Source organism: Actinocrinis sp. (assembly GCF_035605935.1).
Taxonomy (GTDB): Bacteria; Actinomycetota; Actinomycetes; order Streptomycetales; family Catenulisporaceae; genus Actinocrinis.
In genome coordinates this window covers 1-14,116 of record NZ_DATNGK010000263.1, presented here as the reverse complement: position 1 = coordinate 14,116, position 14,116 = coordinate 1, and the positions used below count along the sequence as shown (strand labels likewise).

11 protein-coding genes are annotated in these 14,116 nt (G+C 70.3%); 7 read left to right on the top strand and 4 right to left on the bottom strand.

The window, feature by feature from the left end:
* The first annotated feature begins 212 nt into the window (after nt 1–212).
* The 3 genes from VN779_RS20785 (at nt 213) to VN779_RS20775 (ending at nt 3,271) form a co-directional block, all read left to right on the top strand.
* A complete protein-coding gene (locus tag VN779_RS20785; RefSeq protein WP_325725900.1) occupies nt 213–1,802 on the top strand; it encodes a DNA polymerase IV in 1,590 nt (529 codons plus the stop codon).
* Between the two features lie 100 nt (nt 1,803–1,902).
* Nucleotides 1,903–2,712: a methyltransferase domain-containing protein gene (locus VN779_RS20780; RefSeq protein WP_325725898.1), complete on the top strand. Its 810-nt coding sequence runs from the start codon at nt 1,903–1,905 to the stop codon at nt 2,710–2,712.
* 169 nt (nt 2,713–2,881) lie between these two features.
* Entirely contained in the window at nt 2,882–3,271 is a 390-nt protein-coding gene (locus VN779_RS20775; RefSeq protein ID WP_325725896.1) for a DUF3040 domain-containing protein, read from the top strand.
* 23 nt (nt 3,272–3,294) lie between these two features.
* Here VN779_RS20775 and VN779_RS20770 read toward each other — a convergent pair whose 3' ends face one another.
* From VN779_RS20770 to VN779_RS20755, 4 genes are all read right to left on the bottom strand, one after another.
* Nucleotides 3,295–3,630: a hypothetical protein gene (locus VN779_RS20770; RefSeq protein ID WP_325725894.1), complete on the bottom strand. Its 336-nt coding sequence runs from the start codon at nt 3,628–3,630 to the stop codon at nt 3,295–3,297.
* A 69-nt stretch (nt 3,631–3,699) separates the two neighbouring features.
* Nucleotides 3,700–6,237: a DUF3488 and transglutaminase-like domain-containing protein gene (locus VN779_RS20765; protein WP_325725892.1), complete on the bottom strand. Its 2,538-nt coding sequence runs from the start codon at nt 6,235–6,237 to the stop codon at nt 3,700–3,702.
* Between the two features lie 16 nt (nt 6,238–6,253).
* Nucleotides 6,254–7,732, bottom strand: coding sequence for a DUF58 domain-containing protein (locus VN779_RS20760; RefSeq protein WP_325725888.1), 1,479 nt, complete (start codon nt 7,730–7,732; stop codon nt 6,254–6,256).
* Between the two features lie 13 nt (nt 7,733–7,745).
* Nucleotides 7,746–8,714, bottom strand: coding sequence for a MoxR family ATPase (locus VN779_RS20755; protein ID WP_349260872.1), 969 nt, complete (start codon nt 8,712–8,714; stop codon nt 7,746–7,748).
* Nucleotides 8,715–9,171: 457 nt separating this feature from the next.
* Between VN779_RS20755 and mraZ the strand changes: the two genes are divergently transcribed.
* The 4 genes from mraZ (at nt 9,172) to VN779_RS20735 (ending at nt 13,835) form a co-directional block, all read left to right on the top strand.
* Nucleotides 9,172–9,648 carry a division/cell wall cluster transcriptional repressor MraZ gene (mraZ, locus tag VN779_RS20750; protein ID WP_324843197.1) on the top strand — a complete coding sequence of 159 codons (477 nt, stop codon included), beginning with the start codon at nt 9,172–9,174 and terminating at the stop codon, nt 9,646–9,648.
* 308 nt (nt 9,649–9,956) lie between these two features.
* Nucleotides 9,957–11,078: a 16S rRNA (cytosine(1402)-N(4))-methyltransferase RsmH gene (gene rsmH, locus VN779_RS20745; protein ID WP_325725884.1), complete on the top strand. Its 1,122-nt coding sequence runs from the start codon at nt 9,957–9,959 to the stop codon at nt 11,076–11,078.
* A 187-nt stretch (nt 11,079–11,265) separates the two neighbouring features.
* Nucleotides 11,266–11,904, top strand: a complete 639-nt coding sequence (locus tag VN779_RS20740; RefSeq protein ID WP_325725882.1) for a hypothetical protein — start codon at nt 11,266–11,268, stop codon at nt 11,902–11,904.
* 164 nt (nt 11,905–12,068) lie between these two features.
* Nucleotides 12,069–13,835 (top strand): penicillin-binding protein 2, encoded by a 1,767-nt coding sequence (locus VN779_RS20735; RefSeq protein ID WP_325725880.1) that lies wholly within the window; start codon nt 12,069–12,071, stop codon nt 13,833–13,835.
* Nucleotides 13,836–14,116 lie beyond the last annotated feature (281 nt).

Here is a 14,116-nt window from a genome sequence, read left to right as displayed (position 1 = left end):
CGGATTGAGCCTCCGGCTGTGCGGACACGTGGATAGTAGGGCCGTGGCGGGTGACCGTCGCGGCCCTCTGCGTTTCCGTATCCGAGTCGCAACATCCGCACCGAGCTTGACCGCTTAACGCAGTCGGGAGGTGGCTGGACGCGACGAATCCGCGTTTTTTCCGTGGTCAGGCGTGCATGGGCATTGTCAGTGCCAGGCGGGACCATAGAGACATGGACCGTTCACCGCCCGCAGCGACGCGCAAGGCGCCGTCGGTGCTGCACGTGGACATGGACGCGTTCTACGCGGCGGTCGAGCAGCAGCACAAGCCGAGCCTGCGCGGAAAACCGGTGATCGTAGGCGGTGTGGGGCTGCGCGGCGTGGTTTCAACGGCCAGCTATGAAGCGCGTGTCTTCGGCGTGCGCTCGGCCATTCCCACCGCGCTGGCCCGACGGCTGTGCCCTAACGCGGCGTACCTCTATCCACGATTCCCTGCGTACCACGCCGTGAGCACCGTGGTCATGCGGACGCTTCGTGAGCTTTCGCCGCTCGTGGAACCGGTCAGCCTTGATGAGGCGTTCGTGGACCTGGCCGCGATGGCTAGTGGAGCACCCGAGAACGCCGAACAGGTGCGGGAAGTCGCCGAAGCGCTGAGGGAGCGGATTACGCAGCGGACCGGGCTTACCGCATCGGTCGGCGGCGGTACCTCGAAGCTCATCGCGAAGGTCGCCTCCGACGCCGAGAAGCCGGACGGTTGCGTGATCGTCCCGGCCGGTGGCGAACTGCAGTGGCTCGACCCGTTGCCGGTGCGCGCGCTGTGGGGTGTCGGGCCCGCCACCGCCGATCGGCTGCGCAGAATCGGCGTGGGCACAGTTGCCGATCTCAGGGTCCTGACGGAGGCCGATCTCGTCGCACTGCTCGGTGTGGCGTGGGGCGGAATGCTGTTCCGGCTGGCCCGGGGCATGGACGCGCGCGCCGTGGAACCGGAGCGGCCCACCAAGTCGATCAGCGCCGAGGACACCTACCCGCACGACCTGGCCGACCGGGCGGCGATGCGCGCGGCGGTCACCGAATTGGCCGACCGCGTGGTGCGTCGGCTGCGTTCCTCGGGCCACACCGGCCGCACGGTCACCGTGAAGGCGCGCGGGCACGACTTCACGACGGTCACCCGCTCGGAGACGTTCGGCGCGCCGACGGACGATGAGCGCTTGGTCACGGAGGCGGCGATCAGGCTGCTCGAGGATGCGGTACCGGCCGCGACGGTCTCATCGACGGGCATCCGACTGCTGGGCGTAGGCATGTCCGGGCTCGCCGACTACGCGCAGGGGGACCTGGTCGCCGAACTCTCGCGTGTCGAGCGGGAACTCGCCGCTGCGGAGGCGATCGCGCAGGTGGAAGCGGAAGCGGAAGCAGAGGCGGTGGCGGTCGGAGCGGCGGAGTCAGGCGTGGACCTCGGCGAGCTGAGTGACACGGCCTCAGATGCCTTGCCTGAAGCCGAGAGCGGCGCTTTCACGGGCACACCCGCAGACACCTCTGCGGTGCCCGCGGTGACGCTCTTCGGCCCGGTCCCGGTAGACAGCACGGCGCGCCGCTGGTTAGCGGGGCAGGACGTGCGGCACGCGCAGCGCGGTCAGGGCTGGGTGCAGGGAGCGGGCGTCGGCCGGGTAACCGTCCGCTTCGAGGGCCCTGGGACCGAACCGGGTCGCATCGGCACCTTCCGCGCCGAGGATCCAGACCTCGAACCGCTCGACGCCGCCGATGTGGCGCACGAGGCGATGCGACTCTTGGAACCGGCGGAGATCGCGTCTGCGCGGCCCGATTAACCTCGCGTGTAGCGGCACTAGCATGGCCTAACCTGATCACGCAGCGCGTGGTGGCCCCCGCCGCCGCTGAAGTGTCACAGCCGTCGAAGTGAGGCCCGCCGTGGTTACCGACCGCACGAATCCCCGAAGCTCGGTGCGGACCGCCGTCGTCTGGGATGTGGTGCGGTCGGCTCTGGAAACGATCAAGCGCGAGGCTGCAGATACTCGATCCGGGCCGTCTGTAGCCGGAACCGTGCCGCTCGACATCGTCGACGTCGGCGGCGGCACCGGAGGCTTCGCGGTCGCGCTGGCCCGGCTCGGCCACCGGGTCACCGTGATCGATCCGAGCCCTGACGCCCTGGCCGCACTCGAGCGCCGGGCCGCCGAGGCGGGAGTGTCCGATGCGGTACGGGCCGCACAGGGCGATCTGGCCACGGTGTTCGACGTGCTTGAACCCGAATGCGCCGACGCCGTCCTCTGCCACGGCGTGCTTGAGTTCGTCGACGATCCAGCGGAGGGCTGCCGCACCGCACGCGGACTGCTGCGACCCGGCGGAATCGCCAGCGTCCTGGCCGCGAACCGCACCGCGGTCGTGCTCGCCCGAGCGCTCGGCGGCCATGTCGCCGAAGCCCTCGCCGCCTTGCACGATCCGAGCGGCCGCTTCGGCGTCCACGATCCGGTGCCGCGTCGCTTCGGCGAGCAGGCGCTGCGAGACCTTGTCACACAGGCCGGGCTGAGCGTGCGCGCCGTGCACGGGGTGCGGATCTTCGCGGACCTGGTCCCGGCCGCAGCGGCCGACGCGCCCGCCGGCAGCGGACCCGCCGCGAACGTCACCGACCTGCTGGCCCTCGAAGCCGCCGCCTCGGCGCTGCCCGAGTTCCGCGCCATGGCCACCCAGCTTCACGTGCTGGCGGGGCTGGACGAGGCGTAACGGGTGGACTGCGGCGGGTGCGCCCTCATGCGCTGCGGAAGGTCCGGAAACGGAAAATTGAGTAGCGCCGTTCCGCACACGCGGGGGCCTGCCTATCCTTGACTTCGAGAGGTGTTGGTAGTGAACGACCGCATCTCGCCCTTGCGTCACGTCCAGCGAGGAGGACCCCGTGCCGCTGTCCGAGCATGAGCAACGGCTGCTCGAGCAGATGGAGCGGGCGTTGCACGCCGAAGACCCGAAGTTCGCGTCTGCGCTCCAGGGCGACAAGCTGCGCCGCAGGCTGCGGCGTCGCGTCGCGCTCTCTGTTATTGGCGTGCTCGCGGGCGGGGCGATGATCGGCTATGGAATCGTCGCCAGACGCGTCGCGCTCGACGCGGCCGGCGGCGCTGTGGTCGTCGCGTGCGCCTGGCTGGCCTGGATCGTCTGGCGCAGAGTCCCCGCGCCGGGGCAGATCGTGCCGGCTTTCAAGCTGCGGCCGCGCCGCTCAGCGCGGGCCGGATCTTTCGGCCAGCGGATGGAGCTGCGCTGGCAGCGCCGCCGCGAGCGCGACGGGTTCTAAAACACGCCCTAGCTGCGGACCGGTCACAGCCATCGGGTCAGTCGGCGGAGGAGTCGGCGCAGCACGCCGGGCTCGATCCCGGGCGGCTGCAGCTTCCAGATCATCTCAGGCGGAAACCACGGAGCGGTTCGCCACGATGCGCCGACCCGGAATGACGGGCTCGCAACTCCGCGCCGCGGCGGCGGGATGCGGGCGTCAAAGGCGCCGCAGAGCAGCCGGAAAACCCAGTAGATGACCAACGCGAGCGGAAAGACGAGTACGAAGAGGACCCATTCGTACCAGGCGAAGGCACGGCCGAGCGCACGGCCGAGCCCGCGCACACCGCGCGGCGATCGCCGGTCGAGCGGGCTGCGGTTCATCTCCCAGTCGGCAAGCGACCGCGACTCATCCGGCCGCGCCTTCCGTGACCTCTGCACTCCGGTCCGCTTTCAGTCCTGCGGTCTGCGGCCGCCGCGGTAGATCGACGCCGAGACGCGCTCGCGCCGCTCACGCAGCCGAGTGAGCGAGGAGGAGGGCAGGATCGCGGCCCTGATCCGGTTCGCTCGGCTGGCATGCTCGGCGAGCGCCCCGCGCAACGTGCGCAGATCCCTCGGCAGGGCGCGCAGCGTCGGCTGGTCGTACTGCTCGGTCGGCGCGTACCTGGCCCGCTCCGTGAGCGTGGTCACCCGGCCGAATGCCTCTCGCGCCTCGTCGTCCATGCGCGCGGCCGCCGTGAGCCTCGAGGCCGCTTGGCGCGGGGTGTCGCTGTCCACCCACTCGTAGCCGAGGTCGTCCGCGCACTCGCGCAGTTCGGCCCAGGCCGTGAGTGCGATCGTGGCCATCGGCGACCGCTGCGCCTCCTGCCGCCAGCGGCCGCCGATCCCGGATCCGGACTGCGACACCTCCGGCACCTCGCCTCGCGCCGCCCGCGCCAGATACCGCTCGGCCTGCTTGACCAGCACCCGCCGCTTGCGCCGCCGGCCGATTCGGCCGAGCGCTGGTACCGCAGCGAGCAGTAGCAGCACCAGGACCGCCAGCTTCCCGCCGATCTGCGCCGCGCTGCCGGTCAGGAACCAGTGCTCGAACCAGCGCGGGATGACGCCGAACGGCCCCCACGAGGCGAACGGCCTGCTGGCCGCCAGCGCGCCGTCGTTGCCTGAACTCTCGCAGCCGCCTGAGATGCGCCGGATCTGCGCGGGGCAGTTGCTCGCCGTCGCACTCGGGTTCGCCGTCGGGTTCTGCGAGGACTGCGTCGCCCCGCCGCTCGAGTGCAGCTGGCCCGGCGTGATGTGGGTCCAGCTCGGCGAGCTGCCGCGGCCGGAGGTCTGGATGCTGACCGTCGGCTCGAACCGCAGCCAGCCGAGGCCGTAGAAGTACAGCATCGGCCACGCGTGCGCGTCGTGCGTGGTGACGACGTACGTCCCGTCGGTCTGCGCACTGCCCGGGGTGAAGCCCACATCGACGACGGCCGGGATGCCCAGCGACCGCGCCATCGCCGCCATCGTGCCGGCGAACTGCTGGCAGAAGCCCTTGCGGTCCTTCAGGAACGCCTCGATCGCACTGTTCCCGTCGCCGGCCGGCACATTGAGGCTGTAGGTGAAGTTCGCCAGGAACCAGTCCTGCAGATCAAGCGCCTTCTCGTACGGCGTCTGACCCGCGGCGGTGATCTGCTGGGCCTTGGCCCGCACGTCCGCCGGGAAGTCCGAGGGCAGCTGAAGGTAGCGGCTAAGGCCCGGGTCGAGCGGTCCAGTCGCCGAATCCGCTTGCTCGGAGGTCGGGACGATGTCAGTGCTGGTGACCGTGTAACGCAGCCCCTCGCGGGACCGGTTGGCGGAGTCTCCGGGCACGATCTCCAGGGTGCTCGGGTCGTAGAGCGGCTGGTTGATGCCGGTGACGTTGCTCGGCGCGTACGGTGCCGGGACCGCGTTGAACGCGAAGTTCCCGATCACGGAGATCCGGGTGACCACAGAAGTCTGCTTGATGCCGGAGGTGGTCAGGCCCGGAATCGTCAAGGACGCGCTGTTGTCCAGCGGGCTTTGCGGGAGGGAGCCCGAGACCCACCTGTTGCCGTCGAACTTGTCCAGCACCGACATCTCGAGATAGTCCGAGCGCACCTGCCCGGAGTCGGTGGTGTAGCGCAGCAGCGGCACCGGGGTCTGCGAGGTCAGCGACTTCTGGATGGTGACGCTCTGGTCGATGCTGATCGTCCCGCTGCCGTCGCCCACCCCGCCGTTCCCGCCGGTCTTGAACACGCCGGGCAGCGTCGGGATGAACCAGGGCAGCACGAGCGCGGCGGCCACGGCGGTGCTGGTGATCCGCCGGGAGAGCGAACTGTGCGGATTACTCACCGGGCCGGACAGCTCGCCGGGCACCCGCGCCGGTCCGCCGAGCGCGCGACCCCAGCGGTTGAGCCGGTCGTGGCCTTCGGCGCTGACCAGGGAGAGATAGCCGATGGCTGATATCACGAACGCCAGCCAGCTCATGCCGCCGGGGCGGCGCGTCGCCGGGATGAGGTACACCGCGAGCAGCGGCAGCCCGGCCAGCACCGCGCGGCGGTAGGTGACCGCGACGGCGTCGATGAGGATCGCGAAGGCGGCGCAGACGATCGCGACGATCGTGGTGATGCCGGGGGTAGCGGCGGCCGGCGGCGCCTCGTGGGTGATGTCGGCGCGGCCCGCGGCGACCTGGTCGGCCAGCTCGTGCAGCGCCCCGGGCCCCGGGATGATCAACGCGATCGCGTTGTCCGCGGCCCGCAGCAGCGTCAGCGCGAGCAGCGCGGCGACGATTTGGGCGAGCACGACCAGTGGGCGCGGCAGGCGGGCCGTGCGGGCCAGGTGGCCCGCCGCGCCGATGACCAGGATCAGCGCGAGGCAGATGGTCAGCCACGGCCCGGCCTGCACCAGCCGCTCAAGGCCTACCGTGGCGGTGGCGGTGGCGACACCGGCGGCGACGGTGAGCCGCAGCGGCGCGCGGCCTGGCTGAGTCATCGCAAGCCTCCTGCTGTCATCGCCCGGCCTCCGACGCGCTGTTTCCCGCGGTGCCGATTCCCACGGCGCCGTTTCCAGAAGCGCCGTTTCCGGCAGCGCTGGTTCCCCCGGCGCTGACTCCCGCGACCTCGCCCGGGTCGGCCGTCGTCGCGCTCACGACGGCGGCTGTGGGCGTGCCCATGGTCAACGAATCGTCGCCGACGCCGACGCGTGCGGCGGTGTGCTGGGAAGCTACCCGCCACAGGTCCGGGAACCGGTCCCCGGCGCGCGCGGTGACGACCTGCCAGCCGCCTGCTTCCAGCACGGCCGCCGCGTGCTGCTGGTCGTCGTCGAACCCGGCCGGAAGCGCGGCGACCGGCGTCGAGCTGCCTGCCCACGTCTGTGCGTCCAGCAGGAATGCGACCGCGCTGGCCGTGGCTGGCTTGGCGCGGGCCAGGTCGGTCGCGTCCGTGCCGGTCAAGGTGCCGAGGAAGGCGATGATCAGACTGTCGGCCCGGTCATCAGCAGCAGCCTGACTAAGGCTCAGACCCACCGCGTGCACCGGCCGCAGCACGGCGAGCGAGTCGAGTACCGCGTCCTCGGAGTCGGTGAGGATCGAGCCGCCGCCGTCACCGGTGCTCAGGTGCACGGTATAGCCGTTGTTCAGCAGGTGGATCGCGCTGCTTGCGGCAGCCGAGACGGCCCACTCCAGCGAAGCCGTCGGGCCGGTGCCCCGGTGTGCGCCCGAGCGGTTGTCCAGCAGAATGGTGCAGCGGCTGTGCCAGGTCTGCTCCTCGCGGCGCACCATCATCTCGCCGTGGTGCGCGGTGGCCCGCCAGTGGATGCGCCGCAGTTCGTCGCCATAGCGGTATTCGCGCACGCCGACGTCGTCCTCGCCGGCCGCCGCTGCGTGCGCGGCATGGCCGTCGCCGTGCCCGGCCCACACGGTGCCGAGCGTGATTGCGGGAAGCGACTCGACCTTGGGCGCGACCGTCAGCGTGTGCTGGGCGCTGAACGAGCGCGTTAGCTCGAACAGTCCAAGCGGATCCGCGCTGCGTAAGGAGAGCGGACCGAGCTGGTAGCGGCCACGGCTGTCCGACCGCACCCGGTACGCGACGCGACGGCTGCCCCCAGGCTCGATCCGGCGCAGGATGAAGCGCGGCCGCGAACCAAGCGTATAAGGCACCTGATCCTCAACGAGTAGCGGCGTGCTCGGCAGCCGCGCCGCATTTTCCAACCGCAGATGTACGCGCGCCGGAGAACCGACGGGTACCCGTGCCGGTTCTAGGCTGCGCCGGCATGCGATGCGGTAACGCGAAGCTGACGTGATCCCGGCTGCCGCCAACGGCAGCGCGACCAGCAGGATCGCCACGCGAAGCAGCGGACCGTAGCCGAGCAGGATCGCGCAGGCGGCCGAGGCCAGCCCCGCGGAGAGGAACGCACGCCCCCGCGTGGTCAGCCCGGCCGAGAAGGTCCGGAACGTGGTCCGGACCTTTGACTGCGGGCGCGTGTTCATCGCTGACTGCCTGTCAGGCGCGTGGGCGCCGTGTGGTTTGGCCGTCGATCGGGACTTGGTCGAGCAGGTCCAGCACGATCTGCTCGGGGGAGCGGCGGGCGACCCTCGCCTCCGCGGTAGGGATCAGCCGGTGTGCGAGTACCGGTACTGCCAGCGCCTTCACATCATCCGGGAGCACGAAATCGCGGTCCTCCAGCGCGGCCTTGGCGCGGGCGGCCCGCACCAGGTGCAGCGCGGCGCGCGGTGACGCACCGAGGCGCAGATCGCCGACCGAGCGTGTGGCCGTAACGAGGTCGATCACATACCGCTTAACGTCCTCAGACACATGAACGGTTCGTACCGCGTCGATCAGCTTGATGATGTCGTGCGTCCCGGCGACCGGTACCACTTCGTCGAGCGGATTGGCCGCGCTGTGCCCGTCGAGCATCCGCAGCTCGGCGGCCGGCGCCGGATAACCCATCGCGATGCGAGCCATGAAACGGTCGCGCTGAGCCTCGGGGAGCGGATACGTGCCCTCCATCTCCACCGGGTTCTGCGTCGCGATCACCATGAACGGGGTGTCCAGCGGATAGCTGACTCCGTCCACGGTCACCTGGCGCTCGCCCATGCACTCAAGGAGCGCGGACTGGGTTTTCGGCGAGGCGCGGTTGATCTCGTCGCCGAGCACGATGTGCGCGAACACCGCGCCGGGCTTGAACTCGAACTCGCGCCGCTGCGGATCGAAGATCGTCACGCCGGTCACGTCCGAGGGCAGCAGGTCCGGGGTGAACTGGATGCGCCGCACCGTGCAGTCGATCGACTTGGCCAGGGCCTTGGCCAGCATGGTCTTGCCGACACCGGGAACGTCCTCGATCAGCAGGTGCCCCTCGGCCAGCAGCACCGTCAGCGCGAGACGCACCGCCTCGCCCTTGCCCTCGATGACCGACTCGACCCGGCGGTGGATCCGCTCGGTGACCGCGGAAATCCGGTCAGCCCGTTGGATTCCGGACGCAGCGCGCTGGTCCTGGCGCTGATCGTACTGTTCGCCGTCCTGCGCCTGAGTGCTGCCCGGCACCGGACCCTCCCCTCGTTCACGGCCACTCTTTATTGGTCGGCCGTTGGGGTCATCTTGCCCGATGCCGACCGTGTATGTGCAAGAGGTGGGACGGCCCTTTCGTTTTCCGCCGCCGAGTGAACCGAACCCTGATCCAATCCGTGTCGCCCTGCCCTTTTCCTAAGTCGTCCGGAAACCCGGAATCTGCGACGAAGTGGAGTACTCGGACGGCGTAGGGGGCGGTTTGTGGAGTAGAGTGGAGGGAAGTGGAGGCCGTGTGGGATGACGTCAAGGCGTGGTTACTCGTAGCGCGCCCTGCCGAGTCCTGTGCGCAACGTCCGCTGACCGCCACGTCCGAGGAGAAGTCCGAGGCCGAGTGGTCCGTCCTGGCCGGTAGGAGGCGCCGATGTTCCTCGGCACCTTCGTCCCGCGCCTGGACGACAAGGGCCGGCTGATCCTGCCGGCCCGGTTCCGCGAGGAGGCGGCCAGGATCGACGGAACGGAGCGGCTGGTGATCACGAAGGGGCAGGAGCGGTGCCTTTCGGTGTGGCCCGCGTCGGCGTTTGCCGAGGCGGCCGACCGGATTCGCCGTGCCCCCTCGGCGGGACCGCTCGCTTCGCCCCGCGCGGTCCGGGACTACTTGCGGGTGCTCTACGCGGGCGCCAGTGAGCAGTCCTTCGACAAGCAGGGCCGGATCACCCTGCCGCCCGCGCTGCGCGAGTACGCCGGCCTGACCCAGCAGGTCGCCGTGGTCGGCGCGGACACGCACTTCGAGCTGTGGGACGCGGCGGCCTGGGACCGCTACGTCGCCGAGAAGGAACCGGCCTTCGCCGACCTGGACCAGGACGACCTGTTCCGGGGGGTGGCGCCGGACCTGCCCTGACCGAGCACCCTGAGCAGCGCATTGCCCAGGCCAACGGACCAGGGTCGCGATCGCCGCTGAAAAAGCGGCGCGCCGCGGCCGTGGGCCTCCACCCGCTCACCCGCGTTCTGAAGCCCCTTCCCCGGTTCCAGAGCGTTCGTGAGTACATCCGAGCGGGCGGGGACCTACGGCCGCGGCGCCACTTCCAGTGTCGCCCCACCGAGGCGTATCGGTGTGCTGCGTCGCCATGGCGTGTCGCGGCGTTCCGGCGCGCCGGGTGCCGGCTGTCGTGGTTCGATGCCGTGAGCTGCGATGGAATACTGGCCGACATGGTGAGTGATCCGCAGGGCGGCGGCGACAAGGCTCGAAAGGGTGATTCGCGACCGGCTGCCGAGCCGGATTCCAGCGACGATCCACAACCCTCCGGTGAAGCCGGGCACGTGCCCGTCATGCTCGACCGCTGCGTCGAGGCCCTGGCCGCGGCGGCGGCCCCCGGCGCGGTCTTCGTCGACGCCACGCTCGGTCTCGGCGGGCACAGCGAGGCGCTACTCACCCGGTTTCCACAGATCCGGCTGATCGGTCTCGACCGCGATCCGCAGGCGCTCGAACGTTCGGGCCGGCGGCTTGCCGCCTTCGCGGACCGGATCGATCTCGTACACGCGATCTATGACGAGCTGCCCACAGTGCTGGATCGGCTGGGCGTGCCGCGGATTCACGGCATTTTGTTCGACCTCGGCGTCTCCTCGCTGCAACTCGACCTGCGCGAGCGCGGCTTCGCCTATGCGTATGACGCCCCGTTGGATATGCGGATGGACCAGGGCGCGGCGCTTTCTGCTTACGAGGTCGTCAACACGTATTCGGCTCCAGAGCTAGCTCGCATCCTGCGCGAGTACGGCGAGGAGCGCTTCGCGGGCCGGGTCGCCTCGGCGATCGTCGCCGCTCGGGCGAAGGAGCCGATCGCGACGACCGGCCCACTGGCGGAACTGGTGCGTACGGCGATTCCCGCGGCCACGCGGCGCACCGGCGGGCATCCGGCCAAGCGCACGTTCCAGGCACTGCGGATCGAGGTGAACGCTGAACTCACCGTGCTGGAGCGGGCGATCCCGGCCGCGGTCGACGCACTGGCGGTCGGCGGCCGGATCGCCGTGCTCGCTTATCACTCGCTGGAGGACCGCCTGGTCAAGCGGGTCCTGGCGGCCGGCGCCGCTTCGACGGCTCCGCCCGGCCTGCCCATCGCGCCTCCCGACACCGAGCCGTTGCTCAAGCTGGTCACGCGCGGGGCCGAGGAGCCGACCGAGGATGAGGTAGCGCAGAACCCGAGGGCCGCGTCGGCGAAGTTCCGGGCTGCCGAGCGGGTGCGGGAGGGCGCAGTCGCGGACCGGCTGATGAGCCGTGAGCGGAAGAACACTGGCAAGGGCAGCGAGCGGAAGAGCGCGAACCGGCGCCGCTGATTGAACCTGAGGCTGAGCCGACCTCAGACTGTGCCTACCTGAAACTGTGCCGACCTGAAACTGTGCCTACCTGAAGATCTGGCTGTAAATCTGAGAATAGGGGCCACAGGCCGCGCCGTTGCACCGCCCGGCTCGGCTCGTGCGGAATACTGGCCGCCATGGTTGCAGCAGGCACGGGGGTGCGGCGATGAGCCCGGGACCGCCCGACCGGCCGCCGGCCGCGGTGCGCCGCCCAGGCAAGGCGGGTCCGGTCGCCGTCATCGAGGGCTTCGCCGGACGCCGTTCCGTGGTCCCGTTCGCCATCCTCGTGCTCTGCCTGCTCGCCATCGGCCTAGTGCTCCTGCTGCTGCTCAACACCGCGCTGGACCGCGGCGCCTTCCAGATCCAGGCCGCACAGAAACGGCAGAGCCAGCTGACGGACCAACAGCAGGAGCTGCAACTGCGCCTCGCCGGGCTCGCCGCCCCCGGCGCGCTCGCCTCGCAGGCCGCCGCGCTCGGCCTGGTACCGAACCCGCGTCCGGTGTTCCTCGACCCCGGTAACGGCGCGGTGCTCGGCGTCCCGACCCCGGCGCCGACCACTGCTCCGCCCGCGCCGGCGGCGTCCTCGTCGCCGTCGGCGAATGCGTCCCAGTCACCGTCGGCGTCCGCAACCGCCACGGCAAGCGCGTCTCCCGGAGTTTCTAGCCGCGCGATGCCTCCGGCGAAGACCCCGGCGGTACCCGTCTCGCCGAACGTGTCGCCCAAGTCCTCGGCCGGTGCCTCGGCGTCACCGCAGGACGCCACCACGCCGACCGCGTCGGCCTCAGCCACCGGATCGCGCCCGTGAGCCCGGACCGCAACAGCAATCGCCCGCAGAAGGGCGCAGCAAGTGGCCGCGGTGTACCGCCGCGTCGTACACCAGGTCAGCCCGCCAAGCCGGGCCCGGCCGCGCGAGCCCGCGCCGAAAACCGGTTCACGCCCGCCCCGTCGCGGCCCTCGGCTGCGCCAGGCGTGTCCGCGAAGCCGCTGCGGCTCGGCGATCCGCGCCGCCGGCTGCGGGTCGGGATGATCGCGATGGCGTTCATCCTCTCCCTCTTCGGCGGCCGGATCTTCCAACTCCAGGCCATGGACTCGGCCGGCTACGGCGCCAGCGCCTCGGCCGGGCGGACCCAGGACTACGTGCTGACCGCGACGCGCGGATCGATACTGGATTCCGCAGGCCAGCCCCTTGCCGAATCGGCCGACGCGGTCGACGTCACCGCCGACCCGGTGCAGATCAGATCCCTCAAACAGGACCCCGCGGTCTATGCGTCCAAGCTCGCGGCGCTGCTCGGTGACCCGCCGGGCAACGTCGACGTCCTCGCGCTGCGCACCAAGCTGTCCAACGTGACGACCCGTTACGTCATGCTGGCCAACCAGGTCACGCCGCAGGTCTGGAACCAGATCAAGGCGCTCGGCCTGTCCGGGGTCTACGGCGTACCGCACGCCAAGACGGTCTACCCGAGCGGACCCCTGGCCGCCAACGTCGTCGGCTTCATCGATGGCTCCGGAAAGGGCGCAGCCGGTCTGGAAAGCGCTTACAACAGCACGCTGGCCGGCAAGAACGGCCGGATCTCCTATCAGGCCGCAGCAGGCACCGAGATCCCGACCGCAGGTATCAACGAGCAGGCATCGGTGCCCGGTACCTCCATCGAGACCACGATCGACAGCCCGATCCAGTGGGCCGCGCAGCAGGCAATCGACGCGCAGGTCGCCAAGTCCAAGGCGGCCTCGGGCACGGTCGTGGTCATGGACCCGCGCTCCGGCGCGATCCTGGCGCTGGCCACCTCGCCGAGCTACGACCAGTCGAACCTGGCCGCCGCGAACCCCGCCGACCTCGGCGACCGCGCGGTCTCCGAGGTCTACGAACCGGGATCCGTGGCCAAGGTCATCACGATGGCCGCAGCCATACAGCAAGGTGTGGCCACGCCGACCACGCGCGTCGTGGTGCCCGGCGCGATCCTGCGCGAAGGGACCACATTCCGCGACGACACCAACCACGGCACCGAACAACTCACGCTCACCGGCGTGCTGGCCGAGTCAAGCAACATCGGCACCATCGAGACCAGCGACAAGTTCGGCCCTAACCGGGACCAGCTCCTGTACCGCTACATGAGCGAGTTCGGCTTCGGCCAGCCCACCGGCCTGCACCTGCCCGGCGAATCGGCTGGCATCCTCGCGCCCCCGTCCAAGTGGAGCGGATCGCAGCGGTACACCATCCCGTTCGGCCAAGGCCTTTCGGTCAACGCGGTACAGGCCACCAGTGTGTTCGCCACGATCGCCGACGCCGGGGTGCGCGTAACGCCCAATCTGGTCAAGGGATACGTCGACGCGAACGGCCGATTCACCCCGGCCCCGACCGCGCAACGCACCCAGGTGGTCTCCGCCAGCACCGCGCACCAGGTCGAGCAGATGATGGAATCTGTCGTCTCGGAGAAGGGCACCGCGCCGGCCGCGAAGATCGCGGGATACCGCGTCGCGGGCAAGACGGGTACCGCAAACCGCTACGACAGCCGGTGCGGCGGTTACTGCGGCTACACGGCCTCTTTCATCGGATTCGCCCCGGCCGACAACCCGCAGCTGGTGGTCTCCGTGGTGATCCAGAACCCGACGAGCGGCCCGTACTTCGGCGGCTCGATCGCGGCCCCGGTGTTCCAGAAGGTGATGTCCTTCGCCTTGCAGAGCAAGGCGATCCCGCCCACCGGGACCAAGCCGCCGGACCTGCCGGTCACCTGGTGAGGTCGCCAGACGCGATCGGCGGCGGGACACCCGATGATCGCGCAGTGACGATCTGATAACGGTTCTGTGAGCAGTCGAAACCTGCCGGGATCTTCCGGGGTCGCTGGCACGCGGGCACGCCGGGACACGGTAGCCTGCCGGTCGTGCCGAACCCGCTCAAACAACCGCCCCCCGCGACCGGCCAGCCGAGACCGGGACACACTCCGCAGCGCAGCCTCGCGGAATTGGCCGAGGCGGTGCCCGAAGCGTCGGTCATCGGCACGCGCGACGCACATGCGGTG